Below are 20,496 nucleotides of genomic sequence, written 5' to 3' on the forward strand. Positions count from 1 at the left end.
ATGTTGCAACCCCTTCGTCACAAAATTGCGTCCCGCCGCCATTTTTCACCGGTGCATCAGGGCCGGTCGGCCTCCCACCAATAGGGATCGCGCTTGCGATTGCCGGTTTCGGCTTCGTTGAGCGTCATCGGGTCGTAGAGCCGTCCGCCGAGCATCACGCGGTGGATCTGTTCGGTGTTGCGGATATTTTCGGTCGGATCGGCATCGAGAATCAGCAGGTCGGCGAGCTTGCCGGCCTCGAGCGAGCCGACGTCCTTTGCATAGCCGAGCGCCGTGGCCGGCATGATCGTTGCGGCGCGCAATGCATCGATATTGCTCCAACCGCCGCGTACGAAGGACCATATCTCCCAATGCGCGCCGACGCCGGCCTGCTGGCCGTGCGCGCCGATCGACACGTTGCGGCCGACCGCGGCGATCTTGCCCGCCTCGCGCGCCGAATCATCGTCGACATAGTCGCTTTCGGGCGCAATCACGCGGCGCTTGTTGTCCGCCGCCAGAATGGCAGGCGGGATGTGGCGCGCGAGGATCGGCTGTTCCCACACATTGGTATGCGCGCGCCAATAGGGATCGCCAGCAGGGCCGCCGTACGTCACCACCAGCGTCGGGGTATAGTCGGTCTTCGTCTGGCCCCACAGCTGCACCAGATCCTTGTAGAAGGTGTGCAGCGGAATATTATGCTCGACGGTCGTGTTGCCGTCCTGGATGAGCGTCAGGTCCATCGTGTAGAGCGAGCCGCCCTCGGGCACGACCGCCATATTTTCGGCCTGCGCGGCCTTGACCACCATCTGTCGCTGTTCGCGGCGGGGCTGGTTATAGTTTTTGACGCTATGCGCGCCCTGGGCCTTCAGGCGGCGGACATGCGCCAGAGCGTCTTCATAGCCGTCGATTTCGGCATAGATGCCTGCCGCCTTGGCGCCGTAGATGATCTCGCCGGTCGAGAAGATGCGCGGCGCGAGGATCAGGCCGGCACGCTGCATTTCCGACGACACGAAGATTTCGGACGCGCGCGACGACGGGTTGTGACTGGTCGTCGTTCCCATCGCGAGGTTGACCATCTCCGACCAATTCTGCTGCGGCACCAGCTCGTCATCGCCATGCGGGCCGTGGGCATGGGCATCGACAAAGCCCGGAACGATCGTTTTGCTCGTCGCATCGACCGTCACCGCGCCTGCCGGAACGGTCACGGCGCCCGCGGGCCCTACGGAAACGATGCGGTCGCCGTCGATGACGATCGCGCCATTGTCGATGATGCCGCCGTCCTTGGTCGCCATCGTCACGATTTTGGCGCCGGTGATCACCACGACGCCTTTGTGCTTCGCTGCAGCCTGGGTCATCGAAAGCGAAACGCCTTCGGTGGGCGGCGTGAATTTCACCGCGCGGTCGTCGCCGGGAGCGTCAGCGAACATTGCGCCCAGGTCGGCGCTAAACAGCGTTGCGCCGCGCGTCCAGTGGAGACGCCGGCCGCCGTCCGACCAATGCATATAGTCGGCGCCGCTGCCGCTGATCCGCGTGACGGGCAGGGCGCCGCTCTTGGTCGAAAGCGATACGTCCTGACCGCCGGGCATCAGCGGGGTGACATAGGCATCATGATTCTCGCGGAAGGCGAGGGTGCGGCCGTCGGGCGAAATTTCATAATCGCTGACCAGGTCGCCGCTGGCATGAACGCGCTTGTCCTGACCGTTGAGGTCAGTGCTGACCAGCTGGTTCTTGCCGTCGCCCGACGCGACCATGAAGATCCGGTCGCTATCGGTGCCGAACTGCGGCTTGGCGCCATTGTCGGTGATCCGGACGGGGGCGCCCCCGGTCGCTGCGACGCTGTAGATGCCGGGGTCGTCGCCCCAGCGCTGTGACGTCAAGCCGCCGCCCGAACGGCGCTCGAATGCGATCAGCTTACCATCCGGGGAATAGCGCGGTTCGGCATAGTGGCCGGGGACGCTCGTCACCTTGCGCGACGCGCCGCCGCCTCCAGCGATGGTATGGATTTCGCCAAGACCGGCGTCGGTCCAGCGCACGAAGACGATCTGCTTGCCGTCGGACGACCAACTCGGCCAGAGTTCGAACGCGGCGCTTTTGTCCGCGGTCAACCGGCGCGCGGTGCCGCCCGTCGCGGGCTTGACCCAAAGCTTGCCGAGCGTCTCGAAAACCACCTGCTTGCCGTCGGGCGAGACTTCGGCCCAGCGCGGCATCTGGGTCTGGAAGCTGTCGGGTGCGACCTTGACCACGGGATGCGTCGCATCGATGATCACGCGATCATCGTCGATCTGGAAGGGAATGATCCGCGCATCGCCACCTCCGGGGGCCACGCGGCGCAGCTTTCCGCCGGCCCAGAACAGGATTTCTCCGCTATCGGGCGTCCACGCCATATTCGGGTAGACGCCGGTGACCGCCCAGGTTTCCTGCACATCCTGATCGAGCGCGTCATAGACCTTCTTCTCGGCGCCCGAGGTCAGATCCTTGACGTAGAGTTTCGACTGCGCGCCCTCGCGGCGGACGAAGGCGAGCTTCTTTCCGTCGGGCGAGGGGGTGGGGCGCACCGCGCCGCCATCGCCCGATGCGGCGGTGTCGACCTCTCCCGTGTCGAGATTATAGCGTTCGATATGGAACAGGTCGGTGTTGCTGTCCTGCGCATATTCGAAGATCGGCCCCGGCGTGACGTTGCGCGTGTAATAGACATGCTTGCCGTCGGGCGCAAAAATCGGTTCGCCCAGCTCTTTCTGATGCCGCTCGTTCGGGCGCTTGACCAGCGGAACGCCTGCCCCGCCCGACACATGATAGAGCCAGACTTCGCCGGTGCCGAGCGAGCGCCCGGTGGTGAAATGCTTCTTGGCGACGATGAACTCACCGTCGGGACTCCAGCTCGGCTGGTTGAGCAGGCGGAATTCTTCCTTCGACAGCTGGCGCTTGTCGCTGCCGTCACGGTTCATGATCCAGATATTGTCGCCGCCGCCGCGGTCGGAGACGAAGGCGATGCGCTTGCCATCGGGCGAGAACCGCGGCTGATGCTCATAAGCGAGCCCTTCGGCGATACGGGTGGGCGTGCCGCCCGCGATGGGCATGGTGTAGATATCGCCGAGGAGGTCAAAGGCGATCGTCTTGCCATCCGGCGCGACATCGATGTTCATCCAGCTGCCTTCGTCGACCGCGATCGGCACTTTGTGCGTTACCATTCCGGGCGGCGCGTTGACGTCCCATTTTTCGGGCTTTGCGTCGGCCGCAGGCGTGGCTGCTTGTTGAGCGAAAACCGATGTCGAACAGGCCAGAGTCGCGGCCAGGGCGAGTGCAATGCGCGCCATGAAATTATCCCCTGTTGTAATTATGCTGTGAGCATATGGCGCTCCCCGCAAAGCGCAAGCCGCCGCTTTCGACGAAGCCGCTGGCGGCGTCGACGGACGGCTGCTAGCGCGATAGGTAGCAATAAAGGACTGGGAGAGATTTGTGCCGCTGACGGGAATACGCGTGCTCGATTTCGGGCGCTATATTGCGGGCCCCTATTGTGCCGCCTTGCTCGCCGATTATGGCGCCGATGTCATCCGGATCGAGGCGCCCGGCGGCAATGATGACCGTTTTACCGTGCCCGTCGCCGAGGATGGATCGGGCGCGATGTTCATGCAGATGGCGCGCGGCAAGCGGAGCCTGAGCCTGAAGCCCGGAACGCCCGAGGGCCGCGAGATCGTACGCAAATTGGTCGCCGGCGCCGATGTCGTGATCGCCAACCTGCCGCACGATGTGCTGAGCAAGCTTGGACTGGATTATGAAAGCCTGTCGGCGATCAATCCCCGCATCATTCTTGCAACCGCGTCGGCCTTCGGCAGCGAGGGGCCGCTTTCGGGGAGCGTGGGCTTCGACGCGGTGGGTCAGGCAATGTCGGGGACGATTCACCTGACCGGCACGCCCGACCAGCCCTATCGCGCGCAGGTCAATTACGTCGATTTCGGCACTGCGCTCCACTGCGCCTTCGGGGTCATGGTGGCGCTGCGTGAACGCGAGCGGACGGGGCGGGGGCAGTGCGTTTCGGGTTCGCTTCTCGGCACCGCGCTGGCCTTTTCGAACGCGTTGACGATCGATCATGCGATCAACGGGATCGAACGTCAGCCGATGGGAAATCGCAATTTCAGCTCGGCGCCCACCGATCTGTTTCGCACCCGCGACGGCTGGATTGTTACCCAGATCGTCGGCGGCGCGATCTTCGCGCGCTGGGCGGCGCTGGTCGGGCGCCCCGAACTGGTCGACGATCCGCGATACGCAAGCGACATCGACCGCGGCGATAATGGTGCCGAACTAAGCGCGATCATGCAGAGCTGGTGCATCGAACGCAGCACCGACGCGGCGATTGCCGAGCTTGGCGCCGCGCGCGTTCCTGCCGCGCCGATCCTGAAGCCCGGCGAAGCGCTGGCGCACCCGCAGGTGGCCGCGATGGGCCTGATCGAGCCGCTTGCCTATCCCGGCTCTCCCGCGCCGGCGCCGGTAATTCGCGCGCCGATCGGGATGTCGGATGCGGCAAAGGTCACAGCGCAGCGCGCACCGCAGGCGGGCGAACATAGCGACGCGATCCTTGCGGAGCTTGGTTATGATGAAGCCAGCATTTCCGCTTTGCGCGCGCAAAGGATTATTTGATCCGCCTTGCGGTGGACGGGGTAACATCGCCTTCCTAAGTTGCGAACCACAACCGAAATCTAGCGCAGGAGTGTCCGATGGCCGACCAGAATGACTATGTGCCGCCGAAAGTGTGGAGCTGGGACAAGGAAAGCGGCGGACGTTTCGCCAACATCAACCGCCCGATCGCTGGCCCAACCCACGACAAGGATTTGCCAGTCGGCAAGCATCCGCTCCAGCTCTATTCGCTGGGTACGCCCAATGGGGTGAAGGTGACCGTCATGCTGGAGGAATTGCTCGCGGCGGGTCATTCGGGCGCCGAATATGATGCGTGGCTGATCAACATCGGCGAGGGCGACCAGTTTTCGAGCGGTTTCGTCGACGCCAATCCGAACAGCAAGATCCCGGCGCTCGTCGATCGCAGCGGCGACACGCCGATCCGGGTGTTCGAATCGGGCGCGATCCTGATCCATCTCGCCGAAAAGTTCGGAGCTTTCCTGCCGACCGATCCCGCGCAGCGCGCCGAAACGCTGTCCTGGCTGATGTGGCAGATGGGAAGCGCGCCCTTTCTCGGCGGCGGCTTCGGCCACTTCTATGCCTATGCGCCCTTCAAGCAGGAATATCCGATCAACCGCTATGCGATGGAAGTGAAGCGCCAGATGGATGTGCTCGACCGCCGTCTGGCCGACAATGAATATATCGCCGGCAGCGATTACAGCATTGCCGATATGGCGATCTGGCCCTGGTACGGCGCGCTTGCCAAGGGGTTGATCTATGACGCCGGCGAGTTCCTGCAGGTGCAGGACTACAAGAATGTCCAGCGCTGGACCGATCAGCTTGCGGCGCGCCCTGCCGTCAAGCGCGGGCGCATGGTCAATCGGGTGATGGGCGACCCCGCGTCCCAGCTGCGCGAACGCCACGATGCGTCGGATTTCGACCTCCGCACTGAGGACAAGCTGCAGGCAGCGAACGGATAATTTTGCGCATTTTGCATGCGGGGCGCGCGGGCGATCGTTAACTTCTGCCCGCGTGCCGTGCATTTCGCCGCCGACCGCTGCGCCCATATTCGGTAAATTGCGCAAAATTCCCACACGCCGCCTTTGAGCGATGCTTGACGCGCAGCGGTCATGTTGGCCGCATGACAGGTCCATACCCCCCAAAACATCGCCCGCCGCCCGACGGTCATTCGCGAGGTTCTGCGTCTGGCCCGCAACGAGCGGGCGGCGGCGGTCGTCGAAATGGCGCTGGTGCTGCCGCTGTTTCTGACGCTGCTCATCGGCATCCTGATCTACGGGCAATATTTCCTCCTCGCACATAATGTGCAGCAAGCTGCGAACGATGGCGCGCGCGCCGCGATTGTCGGCCTCGACGCCGCCGATCGCCGGGCGGTGGCGATCCGCGCGGTTGATCGCAGCATGGCGAGCATCGGCGATTACAGCCCCGCCAACCGCACGATAGCGGTCAGTGAGACAAGCGAAGCGGTGACCGTCGCGTTGACCTACACCGTTCCCGCCGACCATTTCCTCCGCTCCTCCTTCGTTCCGGCGCCCGGCCATGTGATCAGCGCCCGCGCGACCTTCGAACTGCCGGCGGATTGACGATGCGCCGGCGCATCCTCGCAAAGCTGGCGCGCGATACGCGCGGCGGGATCAGCATCGCATCGGCGCTGGCGATGACGATGCTGATCGGCTCGGCGGCGCTGGCGGTCGACTTCGGATCGCTCTATCTCGACCGCCGCAAGCTTCAGGGCATCGCCGATGCCGCCGCGCTGGCGGCGGCGGGACGCCCCGGCAACGAACGGGCGGCGGCCGACCGGATCATCGCCGCCAACTGCAATTGCGCGATCACCATATCGGCCTTCCAAGCCGGAACCTATACCGCCGATCCCGGCATAGCCGCCGAACAGCGCTTCGCCCGCGGCGGTTACACTCCCAACGCAATCCATGTCGTGCTCACCCGCGAGCGTCCGCTGTTCTTCGGGCGCTTTCTGACCGGACGCGACCATAGCGTCATATATGCCAGCGCCACCGCCGCGCGGCAGGGCTATGCCGCGTTCTCGCTCGGCTCGCGCGTCGCCGCGGTGCACGGCGGTCTGCGCAATGCGCTGCTGTCGGCGCTCACCGGGAGTCAGGTCAATCTGAACCTAATGGACTATAAGGCGTTGGCCGATGCCGACATCGATCTGCTCGCTTTTTCCGACGCGCTGCGCACCGAACTCGATGCCGACGTGCTGACCTTTGGCCAGACGCTCGATACCCAGGCGACCTTACCACAAGTGCTGGGCGCGCTCGCCAAGGCAAGCGACGGGCAGGCGGCAAAAGCGATCGGCACGCTCGCCGATGCGGCACTGCCGCGTAGCCTCCTGCCGTCGCGCGCAATCGACCTCGGCCCGCGCGCATCGAGCATCCGGATCGACCCAGCCAATCCGGTGAAGGTCAACGCGCTCAGCATGGTGCGAACGATGCTGTTGCTCGCCAACGCCAATCGCCAGCTCGATCTTGCGACCGGCGTCACCATTCCCGGGGGTTCGGGGGTCGATGTGGCGTTGATGATCGGCGAGCCGCCGGCCAACTCGCCGCTGATCGCGGTGACCGAAAAGCAGGACGTCATCGTGCGCACTGCGCAGGTCAGGCTCAAGCTGGCGGCGAGCGTCAACACGCCGCTCGCCGCAATCGATATCCCGGTCTATACCGAATTGGGATCGGCCGAAGCGCGCATTTCGGACATCGACTGCCACCACGGCAGCGACGCGGTAACACTGGGGATCAAGACGGCCCCCGCAACCTTGTCGATCGGCAAGGTCAATGCGATCGATTTTCAGAATATACAGCGCCCACTGAACCCGCAGCCGGTCAAGCTGCTCAGCCTGCCGCTCGCGAGCGTAAACGCAAAGGCCGAACTGGTGCTGTCCGATCTTTCCGAAAAGCCCGCACGCTTCACGCGCGACGACATCGACGTTGGCCGCGTCAAGACGGTCGAAAGCGGCGGATTGGTATCGGGCGCCGCCAAATCACTCGCCGATCGGATGGATTTGTCGGTCAACATCCTCGGGATCGGATTGAACGCCAAGGCGCTGACCAGCCTTGTCGGCGACACGGTCGGGCTGGCCGCGCCCGTGCTCGACGGCGTGCTTGAGAGCGTCACCGCGACGCTGGGGCTGCATCTGGGCGAGGCGGATGCGCGGGTCAACGCGCTGCGGTGCGGCAAGGCGCGATTGGTCTGATCGCTCCGTTTCAGCGCCATTGCCGGTACGCCGCGCCGCCAGCCGCCCCGCGTTCCTCCCATAATATGTCCATGGCTTCGAAGGGGAGGCGAATTTGGCGACGGCACAGGAACCCGAACGGGTATCGGCGGCGGACTTCATCCGGGGATTTGCAAGCTGGCGGCTCCGGTCGGCGCGGCGTCCGGTTGTAGTGACACACCATGGAAAGGACGCGCACGTTCTGATCTCGCACGATGATTACCGGCGGCTGCGCAAGCCCGCGAGCGGCGAAGCGGTCGACGCGCTGCAGGCCTCGCTTGCGAACCTCGTCGAGGCGATCCGCGATGCGGTGCTGCTGTTCGATCGCGACCGGCGTATCGTGGCGCTCAACCCCGCCGCGCGCGATTTGGTCGCCGGTGATGACGATCTGCTCGGGCGCCAATTGGTCGATATATTTCCGGGTTTCGGGGCAAGTCTGGCGGCGAGCCATGTCGCCCGGCTGATCGAATGCCGCGAACGCTTTGCGGGCGAGGTGCCTGGTCTTTTGCATCCGCGCCAGTGGCTGCGCGTCGACCTGGTGCCGGTTCCCGCGGGCGGCGCGATGATCCTTCGCGACACAAGCGCGACCTTCGAGGGGGCGGTCGAAGGCGACACGCGCGCCGCGACGATTGCGGCGATCGAGGCGCAGGGAATGATCGGCCACGCCCGCCTTTCGGTGCGCGAGGCGATCGAGGACGCCAATTCTGCGCTGATTTCGATGGTAGGCGTCGACGCGCTGGCGATCCGGCGCGTGCGCTTTTCGGCGCTGTTGTCGATCGCGACGCGGCGCTGCTTTGCCGAAGCGCTCGAAACCGTATTCCGCACCGGCGAACCCGCGCGCGTCGAGGCCGAGCTGATCAGCCGCGAAGGCGAGGCGGTGCCCGTAACCTTGTCGATCGCCGAACGGCGCGGCGCCTATGCCAGCGATGGCGCGGTGGTCGTGGCGGTACCAAGGTCGCCGCGGGCGGGGTGAGCGGTCGATAACGATCGATTCCGGTCATTCCCTCCAAATCGGCGGCGAACGGCGGTTACTGGGTGGAAAGTCGGCCTATGCCTGCTACATCTAGGCGAATGAAGAGTGTCCCAATGGTCCTCGCCCTGCTTTGCTTTTCCGGGTGTGCAAATTATGCAATCTCGATGGAGCAGGCTCGTGCAGAAGAGAGGCTTCCAACGTCTGACGAGGTTGCCGCCTATATCCGCTTGCAGTGGGAAACGGACTACGGCCCACGATTTGCTCGATTTGCGTCTCGCCCGTCGCAGAAGCCCGTTTTAGTGTCTGTGAATAATGTGCGGTGCGACTATTACATCGCCGCGCCGGAATGCTCTTTTGAAGTTGTGGCCCACTTTCTTAACGAGCTCCCGCAGCCGCAGAACATGGTAGATCGATACGGCTGGACAGATGACGGCAAGCTACAATCGGTTATCGTGATGTATCACCAGCGGAGGCGATAGGCGCGGCCATCTCGCATCGTCCGCAACCGGTCGCTCTCCGCCATTCCGACTCCCGTCCCCGATTTGCTAGAACCAGTTCCCCCGCGTGATCGCGGTGCTGCCCGCGGGAAGCGAGTAAAAGTCGCCATCTTCGCCGACGACGATCGGCCCCGGATAGCGCCGCTTCGCATCACCTAGAAACGCGGCGTCAAGGTAGCGCGACGGATAGGGCGGGACGATGTGGCTGAGGACGAGCATTCGCACCCCGGCGACCTTCGCACTGTCCGCCGCTTGCGCGGGGCTGGCGTGATAATCGAGGATGTCGTCCATGATCTGCCCGGTCTGCGGTCGGCCCGACGCCTTGAGCTGCGCAGCGATCAGTTTGACCATTTCGGGTTGCAGCGCTTCGTGCACCAGAAGATCGGCGCCCTTGGCAACCCGTTCTACCATTTTCGATGGCGCCGTATCGCCGCTCAGCACGACGCTGCGCCCCTTGTAATCGAAGCGATAGCCGACCGCGGGTTGCACCGGGCGATGATCGACCGGGAAGGCGGTCACGCGGAGGCCGTCCGCTTCATAGACGACGACCGGTTCGGTGGGCGTCGCGAAGGGGAGGGCCGTCGCACCCGCCGCGGCGGGCGGGGTCACGACCGGCCCGTGGTGCGCTGTGCGATAGCCATTGTCGAGCGCATAGGCCGCGTCGAAGCCGCCGATCACCTGATCGAGTCCCGTCGGGCCGTAGACGGGCAGGGGCGCCTTGTTGCCGCTGCCCGTCCAGCGCAGCAGCATCATCGGACCCATGCCGTCGATATGATCCGAATGATAATGGGTCAGGAACAGCGCCTTGATCTGGCCATTGGGCAGCCCCATCAGCGAGATGTTGCGCGCGCCGCCTTCGCCGGCATCGACAACGAACATCGCCTTGCCGGCAATCACCACCGTACAGGCGCCAGCACGATCGCGGTTGGGGAGCGGCGATCCGGTGCCGCACAGCGCCACATGCAGACCGTCGGGCAGACCGGCGAGATGGTCGCGGCCGACGCCGCGCTCGACGCCGCGCTTGAACACCCACATGCCGATCTGTTGCTGGAACAGCATTGCCGCGCCGCCGCACAGCGCGATCAGCACCGCAAGCGCGACGAGCAGCCGCAAAGATTTCCGCATTTTCCTCTCCCGCCCCTTGGTCCGCTCCTTTCATGCGACGACGCGGGCGTCTGGACAAGGGCCGATGTTCGGCGCAGTCTCCGGACGACTGCGTTTCGTCGCGCAACTTACCTTTACGTAAACGTGAGCGCTTTCTATAAGGGCGCCATAGCCCAAGGGAGAATCAGAAAATGGACATGGAGTTCAGCCCCGAAGATCTCGCTTTCCAGAAGGAAGTGCGCGACTTCATCGCCGAAAATTACCCCGCCGAGCTGCGCGGCAAGCAGGACGAAGGGGATGAACTGACCAAGGAAGACTTCCTTGCGTGGCACAAGATTCTCTACAAAAAGGGCTGGGTCGCGCCGGCCTGGCCGGTCGAATATGGCGGCACCGGCTGGACCCCGACGCAGCGTTTCATCTTTTCGGAAGAAACCGCGCGCGCCGATTGTATCCGCCTGATGCCATTCGGCCTGTCGATGGTCGGCCCGGTCATCTACACCTTCGGAACCCCCGAACAGAAAGCGCGCTTCCTGCCGCGCATCCTGTCGGGCGAGGATTGGTGGTGCCAGGGCTATTCGGAGCCCGGTTCGGGATCGGACCTTGCCTCGCTGCGTACCGTCGCGGTGCGGGACGGCGATGAATATGTCGTCAACGGCCAGAAGACCTGGACGACGATGGCGCAGCATGCCGACTGGGGCTTTTTCCTAGTTCGCACCGACAAGGACGCCAAGCAGCAGGAGGGCATTTCCTTCCTGCTGATCGACATGAAGTCGCCCGGCATCACCGTGCGTCCGATCATCACGCTCGGCGGCGAGCATGAGGTCAACGAAGTCTTCCTCGAAGACGTGCGCGTGCCGGTCGAGCAGCGCGTCTATGAGGAGAACAAAGGCTGGACCTGCGCCAAATTCCTCCTCGCGCACGAACGCACGGGCATCGCCGGTGTCGCCTCGTCGAAGCGCGGCGTCGAACGCGTCAAGGCGATCGCGCGCACCGAACTCGACGGCGACAAGGCGCTGCTTCAGAACCCCTTCTTCAAGCGCAAGGTCGCGGAACTGGAGATCGACCTGACCGCGCTTGAATTCACCGAACTGCGCAGTCTGGCCGGCGCCAATGCCGGCAAGGGACCGGGACCGGAATCGAGCCTGCTCAAGATCAAGGGGTCCGAAATCCAGCAGCGGCTCACCGAACTGACGCTGGAAGCGGTCGGCCATTACGGGGCGCCCTATTTCCGCGGCTTCGGGGAAGGCGATAACGAGCACCCGATCGGTCCCGACTATGCACACCGCGCCGCGCCGACCTATTTCAACATGCGCAAGACCACGATCTATGGCGGGTCGAACGAGATCCAGCGCAACATCATCGCGAAGATGGTTCTGGGACTCTGATCACATAATCAACGTCATCCCGGTGGAGGCCGGGATCTCGACCTGTTGCCATGATGCGGCAGTGAGATTCCGGCTTTCGCCGGGATGACGATGAAATCGAGGATAACGACAATGGATTTCACCTATACCGAAACGCAGGACATGATCCGCGACACGCTGTCGCGCTTCCTCTCGGACACCTATGATTTCGAGACGCGTCAGAAGTTCATCAATTCGGACAGCGGGCGCGATCCGGCGATCTGGACGGCGCTGGCGCAGGAACTCGGAATGCTTGGCGCTGCCTTTTCGGAAGAACAGGGCGGCCTTGGCGGCGGGGCGCTGGAAAATGCGATCGTCATGGAGGAACTGGGCAAGGTCATCGGGATCGAGCCCTATCTGCCGACCGTCGTGATCGCGGGCGGCGCGTTGAAGGCCGTTGGCGGCGCGCAGGCCGATGCGATGATCCCCGAAATCATCGGCGGCAACGCCATCGTTGCCTTTGCATACGCCGAACCGCAGGGGCGCTATGATCTCGCCAATCTACGCACGACTGCGAAGAAGGATGGAGCGGGCTATGTCCTGAACGGTCACAAGGGCGTCGTCTATGCCGCACCTTGGGCGACCCATCTGCTCGTCACGGCGCGGACCGGCGGCGGCCAGCGCGACCAGGATGGCGTGTCGCTGTTCCTGATCGACGCCAATCTTCCCGGCATCGTGCGCCGCGATTATCCCACCGTCGATGGCAACCGCGCATCGGAAATCTATTTCGAAAATGTCGCGGTCCCGGGCGATGCGCTGCTCGGCGGCGAAGGCGCCGCGCTGCCGCTGATCGAACAGATCGTCGATGAAGCGACCGTCGCGGTCTGTGCCGAGGCGACCGGCGTGATGCAGAAGCTGCACGAAGGCACGCTGGAATATACCCAGCAACGCAAGCAGTTCGGCGTTCCGATCGCCAAGTTCCAGGTGCTGCAGCACCGCATGGTAGACATGTTCATGGAAGTCGAACAGGCGCGGTCGATGACGATCATGGGCACGCTGAAGCTCGACCTCGCGGCCGATGCGCGCAAGGCGGCTGTTTCTGCGTGCAAGTCGAAGGTGAGCCGCGGCGCGAAATTCGTCGGCCAGAATGCGATCCAGACGCACGGCGGCATCGGCATCACGCAGGAACTGGCGATCGGCCATTATTTCAAGCGTGCGACGATGATCGAGGGGCAGTTCGGCAGCGCTGACTATCACCTCGACAGGTTCGAGCAACTGACCCTCGCCGAATGAGGGTGTGCCGTCGGCATCGCGCTCAATAAGCGATGTCGACGGCGACCCGCAGCGTCCGCGGCCGCAGCGGCGTCAGATAGCCGGGGCTCCCCTCGACGAAGGGCGTTCCGAGCGCGAACCGATTCCCTTTTAAATCGAGCAGATTGGTCAGCGTCACCGACAGGCCGCGCCGCCCGTTGCCGAGCCGCATCGCAAGGCCGGTATCGACATAATCGCCCTGGCCCTCGCCAAGCACCGGCCCGATCCCGAGCCGCGACGGTCCGATATAGTTGGCCCAGCCGTTGATCCGGATTTCCTCGTCGTCGCCGACGGGCGCCGCATAGGTGATCGCTCCGCGCACCGCATGGCTTGCGACATTGGGGATCCGCCCCAGCCGGCCCGGCGCAAAATCGGCAACCAGCGCGATTTGGGGAGCCAGATCATCGACGCGGCTATGGTTATAGACCGCGCCCAGATCGAAGGAGAGAGTGGGCGTCACGCGGACGGCGAGCGAACCCGAGATGCTGGTGATACGCCCATCGCCGATGTTGGCGGTCGTCGGAAAGCCGTTGCCGTCGATGAAGTCGGCCTGAATGTTGAACCAGCGCGTGTGCGATACCGAAATATTGGCATCGAACGGGGTGCGGCCGCGCTCGCCGAGCCTTATGCCGCCTTCCCACGTATGAACCCGGTCGTTGCGATAACGGCGGACGAAATTGCCGTCGACGGCAAGGCCGCCGGGCCGAAACCCCTCCTGATACCGCGCATAAAGCGTCAGGTTCGATAGCGGCCGCGCGAGAATGGCGAAGGAAGGAAGAAGGTCGCTTTCGTTGCGATGCGCGGTGATCGCCTTGCCCGACGCTGCGAGCGCCAGAGCGAGGGCGACGTCTTCGCCGCTTCCGCCCAAGCGTGCGTGCGAGTAACGCAGCCCCGCCATAGCAATCACATCGGGCAAAAGTTCGGCCGTCAGCTCGCCATAGCCGGTATATTCGGTAACGCGGTTGGTGACGCCGGTCAGTGCCGACCGCATCTGGATGCCGCCGAATTCGCGGCGCTGCTGCGTTTCATTGTCGACGATGCTCGCGCCGACCACCCAACCCCAACCGTCGCTATAGGGGCGCGACAATCGCGTCTCGCTCGCCCACATGCGCGTATCGTTGAACTGGTCCAGAACGCGCGGGTCGCCGCCCGCGGGGGTGGCGTCGAAGCGCTCGTAAAGCCGGTGATCGATATAGGCGTTCGAGGATTGCAGGCGCAGATTGTCCCAGTCGCGTGTAACGACGAGCGTGCCCATCCCGTAACGGCCGCGCGCATTCTGCTCGACGAGCGAATTGCGCGTCAGCGGCGGTGCATCCTTGTCGGCATACTGGGCATCGTCGGCGGTCGTCGATTGATAGACGCCGCCGATATCGACGGTCCAGTCGGCCGCCGGGACAAGGCGCAATGTCCCGCGGCCGCCGCGCACCGTGACGCGATTGACGTCATTCTGGCCGAGCAGCGAATTGTCGATATAGCCGCCATCGGTGATCATATAGCCGACAAGGCGCAGTGCGCTGCCGCTGTCGCCGATCGGGACATTGGCGATGGAGCCGATGTCGCCGCCCGGTTCGCCATGCTGGGTTGCGGTCAGACCGGCGATCGCCTGTACGCTCGCCTCTCGCGCGTCGGGTGCGCGCGGCACGACGCGGATGATGCCGCCAAGCGATCCCGCGCCGTAGAGGGTGCCTTGCGGCCCTTCGAGCACCTCGACGCTGTCGATGTCATAGAGGCGCAGGTCGGGGTCGGGGGCGTTGTAGCTCAGCCGAATGTCGCCGAAATATTGCCCGACGGTTGCCTGTGTCGGCCCCGTGAAGCTGGAATCGGCGATTCCGCGGATGAACAGCTTGTTGCGGCCCGAGCCCAGATGGGTCGACGACACGGTGGCCATTCGCGACAGGATGGATTCCGTACCGCGCTCGCCGCCGAATGCCAGATCGTCGCCATCCATCCGGGTGACGACGCCCGCAAAACTGGAATAGGGCAGGTCGGCCTTTGTCGCGGTCACGATGAATTCATACGGCGGCGCTTCGGGCGGCGGCGCTGCCGCAGGCACCGCAGGCGGGGGCGGGCGACGTACGGAGCGCGGGGCGACCTGCTTCTCGATTCGCCAGCTTGTGGCGCTGACCCGCACTGCGCGCACGCCCGTGCCGTCGAGCATCTGCCGGATCGCTTCGTCGACCGACATCCGCCCGCGCACCGGGCGCATCCGCGTCCGCCACAGCGCCGGGTCGCTGACGCTGATGCTGACACCGCCCTGACGGCTGAGCAACGGAAGCGAGGTCGAAAGACTGGCGCGGGGCACGTCGAACGCGCGTTCTTCAGCCGCCATCGCCTGCGCGGGCAGGATGATAGTCGCGAGTCCCAGCGCAAGAGACAGGCGCGCGTGCATCGTCAGCGGCTGACCACCCAGCCATCGCCGCGCCGCTCGGCTTTGGCGCCCGACAGCGCCGCAAGGTCGGCCACGGTGCGATCGCTCGCCTTGTCGACGACGAGGGTACCGCGGAACGACAAGCGCGACGCCGAGGGATCGATCTGCACGGATATCCCAGCCGTCCGCTTCAGATCGTCGGCGACGGTCTGAAGCGCCGCGCCGTCATAGACCAGCAGGCCGCTCCGCCATCCACCGACCGTGACCGTACCGACGCGCCGTATGCGTGGCGGCTGCGTATCGCCGTCGCGCGCGTCGATCGCTTGCCCAGCCACCAGGCGCAGCTTGCTGCGATCGGGGGAATAGAGCACGACGCCCTCCGAAACCGCGACCGCGGTCCGATTGCCGGCGCGCACCACATTGAAGGCCGTCCCGAGATCGATGATCTGCGTTCCGCCCGTTTCGACGACGAAAGGGCTGTCGGTGCGGTGCACGACATGGAACATCGCTTCGCCGCTTTCCAGCCGGGCAAAGCGCGGATGGTCCTTGTCGAGCCGCAGGGTCGAGCCGCCGTTGATCTCGATCCGCGAGCCGTCGGCAAGGGTGATCGTGCGATGCTCACCCGCGGCGGTCTGGATCACGTTCCGGCCGCCCGACAGGTCGAGCGAGGGGAGGGCGACGACCCCGACGATCGCCGCGGCGACCGCTCCGCCAAGCCACCAGCGACGCGGCATGCCCCGATCGAGTTCAGCCGGATCATTCGCCGGGGATACCGACGGCGCAGCGGGGGGCAACGCATCGAGATCGAGGTCGAGGCTCGCCAACGCGTCGTAGATTTCGGCATGTCCTGGGTCCTCGGCAAGCCAGTCGGCAAAGCCGTCCCAATCGGCAAAGTCGGGCGCGCGTTGGCGGACGATCCAGTCGATCGCCTGGGCTTCGCTCGCGGTCACATGGTCAGCCGGCATCGAATTGCCTCCTGACGGCAGCGAGCGCGGCGTAGACCTTGCGGAGATCGGCCTCCACCGTACTTATGCTGATGCCCATTTCGGCGGCGATATCGCGTTGCAATACCCCGTCGAAGCGGAATCGACGAAAGACCTGTGCCGGGCGATCGCCGGTCGCAGCGATGGCGCGCTCGGTCATTGCCAATTGCTCGCGCGAGATAAGCACCGCCTCGGCGCCGGGTTTCTGCGCTGCGCTCGCTTCGCCCCACGCCTTGTCACGCAACTGGCTCTGACGCACCGAACGATAGCGGTCAAGCATCAAATTATTGGCCGCGCGCATGACATAAGAGAGCGGGTCGGCTACAGGGCCGCTGTGGCGTTCGGTCAGGCGCATCCACAAATCCTGAAACAGATCTTCGGCAGCATCGCCCGCGCCGCGAACCGTCAGAAACCGGATGATCCGGTCGCGGTTGGCGAGCAGGACGCCCTCGATGCCGTGGGCCGCGTCGGATCGGTCATTTGCCTCGGTCATTCTGAACTTGTTTCGGAACGCCATTCCTTTTCGATCCCGGCCCGCCCGACCGGCACCATACGCCCCCCCGCTGATGCCGCCATATAGCGGCAGCGAGGAGGCTTGCAACCGCGGTCGAGCGCGGCCACGCACCGGTACCAGTGCGAACGCGCGCATCGGCATGGTTCCGGGGGTTGTCATTCTGTCGGCCTTTGCAAGGGGGAGGCGGGGGTAGGGAGTGCCTCCCCCTTGCGGCTGCGACCGGCCCCGATGGGGGGCTTAGAGGCCGACGCGCAGGCTTGCACGGAACGCCCAGCCGATATGGCTTTGCTGTTCTTCCGCGGACACTTCGGCGCCGGCCTGAAAGGCCGAATTGCCGACGATGCCGCGGATGCGGCCGACCCAGCCGCTCGTGCGATCATCGGGGACCAGGGTAAACGGCGTGCCGTCCTTGAACGACGCGACCGTCGCACCCAGCGACCCGCTGACGATCTGGCGGCGGCCACCTTCGATTTCGAAGCGTGTCCAGCCGTCATATTCGTCGGCGCCCCCGAACTCGAGCCCAAGCGCGACGGTGCCGCTGACCGACAATTCGTCGCTGCTGCGGCCGGCGACGGTCAGATCGAGCGCGTCACCGCCGCCGGTTTCGGCATAGCCGTCTTCCTTGAGCTTGAAATAATCCACCGCGAGCGTGGGCCGGAAGCTGATCCCGCCAAGCTGCGCGTCGCGCGCGATCGAGCCCGATGCCGACCACAGCGTCGCATCCCATTTGCCGCGCATCGTTTCGCGAATATCCTCGGCACCGGCTTCGGCGCTGAACACGCGTGTGCCCTTGAGCCGGATCGGAGCGCCGGAAACGCGCGCATGGGCCAGCCAGTCGTTCGAATTCAGGCGCCAGTAGAGCGCGCCTTCCCACTGGGTCGAGCTGACCTCGCTGTCGTTGCTGCTGTTGCCGTCCTTACCGCTGAGGAAGGCCGCTGACGCACCGAAATTGCCGATGCCGCTCTTGATCTCGGCGCCGAGCGAAATGCCCCAGCCGCTGACATCATAACCCGCGGTATCGCCGATGCTCTTCGACGTGCCCCATACGGCCTGGTTGACCCAATAGCCCCATTTGCCCTCGTCCTGGAACGGCGCGTTGGGGTCTTGCAGATAGCGTGCGAGCGCGCGCGAGCCCGAGGTGACGGTTTCGAAGACGCCGCCTTCATGTTCGGGCAGCATCTGGTTGAGCTGATTGCGGAACTGGTCGCCATCGACGATGTCGAGGAAGACGCCTTCGACCACCTGGTCGGCCGAAAGCGCATCGACGACCGCGTTGAACGCCGACGCCTGCGACCGGTTGAGGCCAAGCTCGCTCGTGCTCTTTCGCGCGATGTTGACGCGCAGCTCGTTCGCCGTCGAGGTCAGCGTGCCCTTGTAGAGGAAGGGCACGAGCGTCGATGTGGCCGTCAGATTGTCCGCGCCGGTCAGCGTTCCTGCCGTCAGGACGACGTGGTCACCCTCGGCATCCTCGATGCTCGACAGCTTCAGCGCCAACTTGGAATCGGCGGCAAAGCTGGCCGTGCCGGTCACCTGCAACGCCGTGCCGGTGCTGCCGCTGTCGAGCGTGACCGCGACGATGCCCTTGTTGGTCACCGCGAGCGACGAGATGGTGGCCGCGCCGGCAATGTCGAAGGTGCCGCCGTCGACCGACACCGCAAGACCCTGCGCATTGGCGAGTTGCCCCGCAAAGCGGGCGGTGCCGCCGATCGACAAGATGTCCGTGCCGCCGCCGAAGTCGGCATTGCCGGTAAACACCGACGTTCCCGTCAGCGCCATCGTGTCATTGCCGCTGCCGAAGCGCGCATTGCCGGCATAGGTGGCGTCGCCAGACAGCGCGAGGCGGTTGTCGCCGGCGCCGAAATAGCTGTTCCCCTTCACCGAACCGTCGGCGATGTCGAAGATATCGTTGCCGGTACCGAAGCGGACGTCGCCCGTAATCGACGGCGCGGTGACACCCGATGCAACCGCCGTCTGCTTGACGGTCGCACCGCCGCCGTTGGCCGACAGGTCGATCGCGACATTGCGATCCGACGACGCGAGCGCGCCGCTGGCGCTGATCGCGCCGCTGTTCTCGACCATGTCGACATTGCCCGACAGATCGACGATCGCGCGCGCGGTCGCGGCATCGCCGCCGGCCTTGGCCGAGATCGACCCGCTGTTACGGATCAGCGCCACGTCGGCGCCCGCTTCCACCAGGATGCCGGTGATCGACGAGGTCGCGCTGCTGCCGCCCGTCGCCTCGATCTTGCCCGCGTTGCGGATTTCCGGCGTGATCGTTCCCGCACCGGCGCGGATCGCGGTTGCCGACGCATCCTTCGACGTGGCTTGAACGCTGCCGCTGATACCCACGCCGCCGGCGATGGTAACATTATGCCCCATGCCGCCGAGTTGGATCGCCGTCGCGTCCTTGCCCGCATAAAGGCCGTTTCCCTGCACCGAACCGTCGATGATCAGGCCGAAGCCGGTTCCCGTTCCGGCAACGGCACCGATCGCGATGTCGCGGTCCGCCGAGCCGATCCGCATCGCGGGGGCCGAACCGAAGGAGCGGACGACCGCCGATCCTTCCTTGTCGTCGTCGATGCCGTCCTTGTCCTCATCCTTGTCGGCAGCGTTCGTGTCCTTGGGCGGGACAGCCAGGACGATGCCGCCGCTGACATCGCCTTCGATCGACAGCGCCGGGCCGCCGATCAGCAGATCGTCGGCGTCGAGCTTCGCCGGGTCGGATGGCGCCGCCGTGTAGCGATAGCCGGTGGCGGTGAGCGTGCCCTGCACGACAAGCGCGCCGTTGATGTTGCCCGAAAGCCGCGCGGCGACTGCATCCACGCCCTGCGCGGTAATCGTGCCGGCGAGGCGGACATTGCCGGTGACATCCTGCAGTCCGACGCCGAGTGCGCGGTCGCCGATGACCGATACCTTGCCGTCGGTCGTGAAATTGCCGGTGAGCGGTCCGCCAAGCCGGATGCCCGCCGAATCATTGCCCTCGACCGTCACTTCGCCGCTGTTGACGATATTGCCGGTAAAGGCGCCGCCGGTTGCGATGCCGACGCGGTTCGATCCGACCGCAAAGGGCCCGTCGAGATCGCCGTCATTGTCGATGTCGGTGGGGGTATAGCTTTCGTCGATGATGATCTTGCCGGTCGCCGAATTGGTGATCGTGCCGGTCACGCCCGCATTGGCAAAAATGCCGCGCGCGCCGTCCGAATTGGTGATCTGGATCGTGCCGTCGTTGGTGACCTTGTTGTTGCTGTCGATCGTGACCGCCGTGCCGCTCGTCGGCTTGATCGAGCCTGCAGAGCCGATCTTGATATCGTCGGCTGCGCCCGATTTGACGGTCGAGGTGCTGACCGGCGTTGTCGTCGCGGTGGTGATGCTCGTTTCGGCGTATGCAGGCATGGCGATGATCGTCGCCAGGCAGGTCGATGCCAGCAGGGTCTTGCGCATGGAGTTCCTCTTTTGATGTCCCCCCGGGTCGATGGCCCGGAACCGAACACAAGACGGAGCGCGCCGCGCGCGACCTTGGAAAAAAGTCGCGCGCCGGCTTTTGGCCGCAAGAAACGGAACGGATCGGA

General features: G+C 64.8%; 14 protein-coding genes. 8 read left to right on the top strand and 6 right to left on the bottom strand.

Features of this window, described 5'->3' with window-relative positions; all coding sequences use genetic code 11:
• Positions 1-56 precede the first annotated feature (56 nt).
• Positions 57-3,293: an amidohydrolase family protein gene (locus tag L0963_RS07105; RefSeq protein WP_186401730.1), complete on the bottom strand. Its 3,237-nt coding sequence runs from the start codon at positions 3,291-3,293 to the stop codon at positions 57-59.
• A 142-nt stretch (positions 3,294-3,435) separates the two neighbouring features.
• Here L0963_RS07105 and L0963_RS07110 point away from each other — a divergent pair, with 142 nt between their 5' ends.
• The 6 genes from L0963_RS07110 to L0963_RS07135 all read left to right on the top strand — a co-directional run bounded on the left by L0963_RS07110 (position 3,436) and on the right by L0963_RS07135 (position 9,286).
• Entirely contained in the window at positions 3,436-4,614 is a 1,179-nt protein-coding gene (locus L0963_RS07110; protein ID WP_234178960.1) for a CaiB/BaiF CoA transferase family protein, read from the top strand.
• A gap of 77 nt (positions 4,615-4,691) precedes the next feature.
• Positions 4,692-5,570, top strand: a complete 879-nt coding sequence (gene yghU, locus L0963_RS07115) for a glutathione-dependent disulfide-bond oxidoreductase (RefSeq protein WP_003044038.1) — start codon at positions 4,692-4,694, stop codon at positions 5,568-5,570.
• Positions 5,571-5,831: 261 nt separating this feature from the next.
• Entirely contained in the window at positions 5,832-6,191 is a 360-nt protein-coding gene (locus L0963_RS07120) for a TadE/TadG family type IV pilus assembly protein (protein WP_082819954.1), read from the top strand.
• A gap of 2 nt (positions 6,192-6,193) precedes the next feature.
• A complete protein-coding gene (locus L0963_RS07125; protein WP_186401728.1) occupies positions 6,194-7,816 on the top strand; it encodes a TadG family pilus assembly protein in 1,623 nt (540 codons plus the stop codon).
• A gap of 190 nt (positions 7,817-8,006) precedes the next feature.
• Positions 8,007-8,807: a PAS domain-containing protein gene (locus L0963_RS07130; RefSeq protein ID WP_234178962.1), complete on the top strand. Its 801-nt coding sequence runs from the start codon at positions 8,007-8,009 to the stop codon at positions 8,805-8,807.
• Between the two features lie 113 nt (positions 8,808-8,920).
• A complete protein-coding gene (locus L0963_RS07135; RefSeq protein WP_186401726.1) occupies positions 8,921-9,286 on the top strand; it encodes a hypothetical protein in 366 nt (121 codons plus the stop codon).
• Between the two features lie 66 nt (positions 9,287-9,352).
• Here the strand turns inward: L0963_RS07135 and L0963_RS07140 are convergent, their stop codons facing one another.
• Entirely contained in the window at positions 9,353-10,429 is a 1,077-nt protein-coding gene (locus tag L0963_RS07140) for an MBL fold metallo-hydrolase (RefSeq protein ID WP_062902455.1), read from the bottom strand.
• Between the two features lie 170 nt (positions 10,430-10,599).
• On the opposite strand from L0963_RS07140, the gene L0963_RS07145 reads away from it, so the two are divergent.
• Both L0963_RS07145 and L0963_RS07150 read left to right on the top strand, forming a co-directional pair.
• Positions 10,600-11,793, top strand: coding sequence for an acyl-CoA dehydrogenase family protein (locus L0963_RS07145; protein ID WP_003051642.1), 1,194 nt, complete (start codon positions 10,600-10,602; stop codon positions 11,791-11,793).
• Between the two features lie 111 nt (positions 11,794-11,904).
• The gene (locus tag L0963_RS07150) at positions 11,905-13,044 is read left to right on the top strand and encodes an acyl-CoA dehydrogenase family protein (protein ID WP_058811631.1); all 1,140 of its coding nucleotides are present in this window, start codon (positions 11,905-11,907) and stop codon (positions 13,042-13,044) included.
• Positions 13,045-13,066: 22 nt separating this feature from the next.
• Here L0963_RS07150 and L0963_RS07155 read toward each other — a convergent pair whose 3' ends face one another.
• From L0963_RS07155 to L0963_RS07170, 4 genes are all read right to left on the bottom strand, one after another.
• Positions 13,067-15,451: a TonB-dependent receptor domain-containing protein gene (locus tag L0963_RS07155; protein ID WP_234178964.1), complete on the bottom strand. Its 2,385-nt coding sequence runs from the start codon at positions 15,449-15,451 to the stop codon at positions 13,067-13,069.
• 2 nt (positions 15,452-15,453) lie between these two features.
• Positions 15,454-16,395 carry a FecR family protein gene (locus tag L0963_RS07160; RefSeq protein ID WP_234178966.1) on the bottom strand — a complete coding sequence of 314 codons (942 nt, stop codon included), beginning with the start codon at positions 16,393-16,395 and terminating at the stop codon, positions 15,454-15,456.
• The gene (locus L0963_RS07165) at positions 16,385-17,068 is read right to left on the bottom strand and encodes an RNA polymerase sigma factor (RefSeq protein ID WP_313906801.1); all 684 of its coding nucleotides are present in this window, start codon (positions 17,066-17,068) and stop codon (positions 16,385-16,387) included. The genes L0963_RS07160 and L0963_RS07165 overlap by 11 nt, the downstream gene beginning before the upstream one ends.
• A gap of 96 nt (positions 17,069-17,164) precedes the next feature.
• Complete coding sequence (locus tag L0963_RS07170) at positions 17,165-20,368, bottom strand: autotransporter outer membrane beta-barrel domain-containing protein (protein WP_234178968.1); 3,204 nt, start codon at positions 20,366-20,368, stop codon at positions 17,165-17,167.
• Between the last annotated feature and the right edge of the window lie 128 nt (positions 20,369-20,496).

The sequence above is a fragment of the Sphingopyxis sp. NFH-91 genome (assembly GCF_021401285.1).
Lineage (GTDB): Bacteria > Pseudomonadota > Alphaproteobacteria > Sphingomonadales > Sphingomonadaceae > Sphingopyxis > Sphingopyxis terrae_A.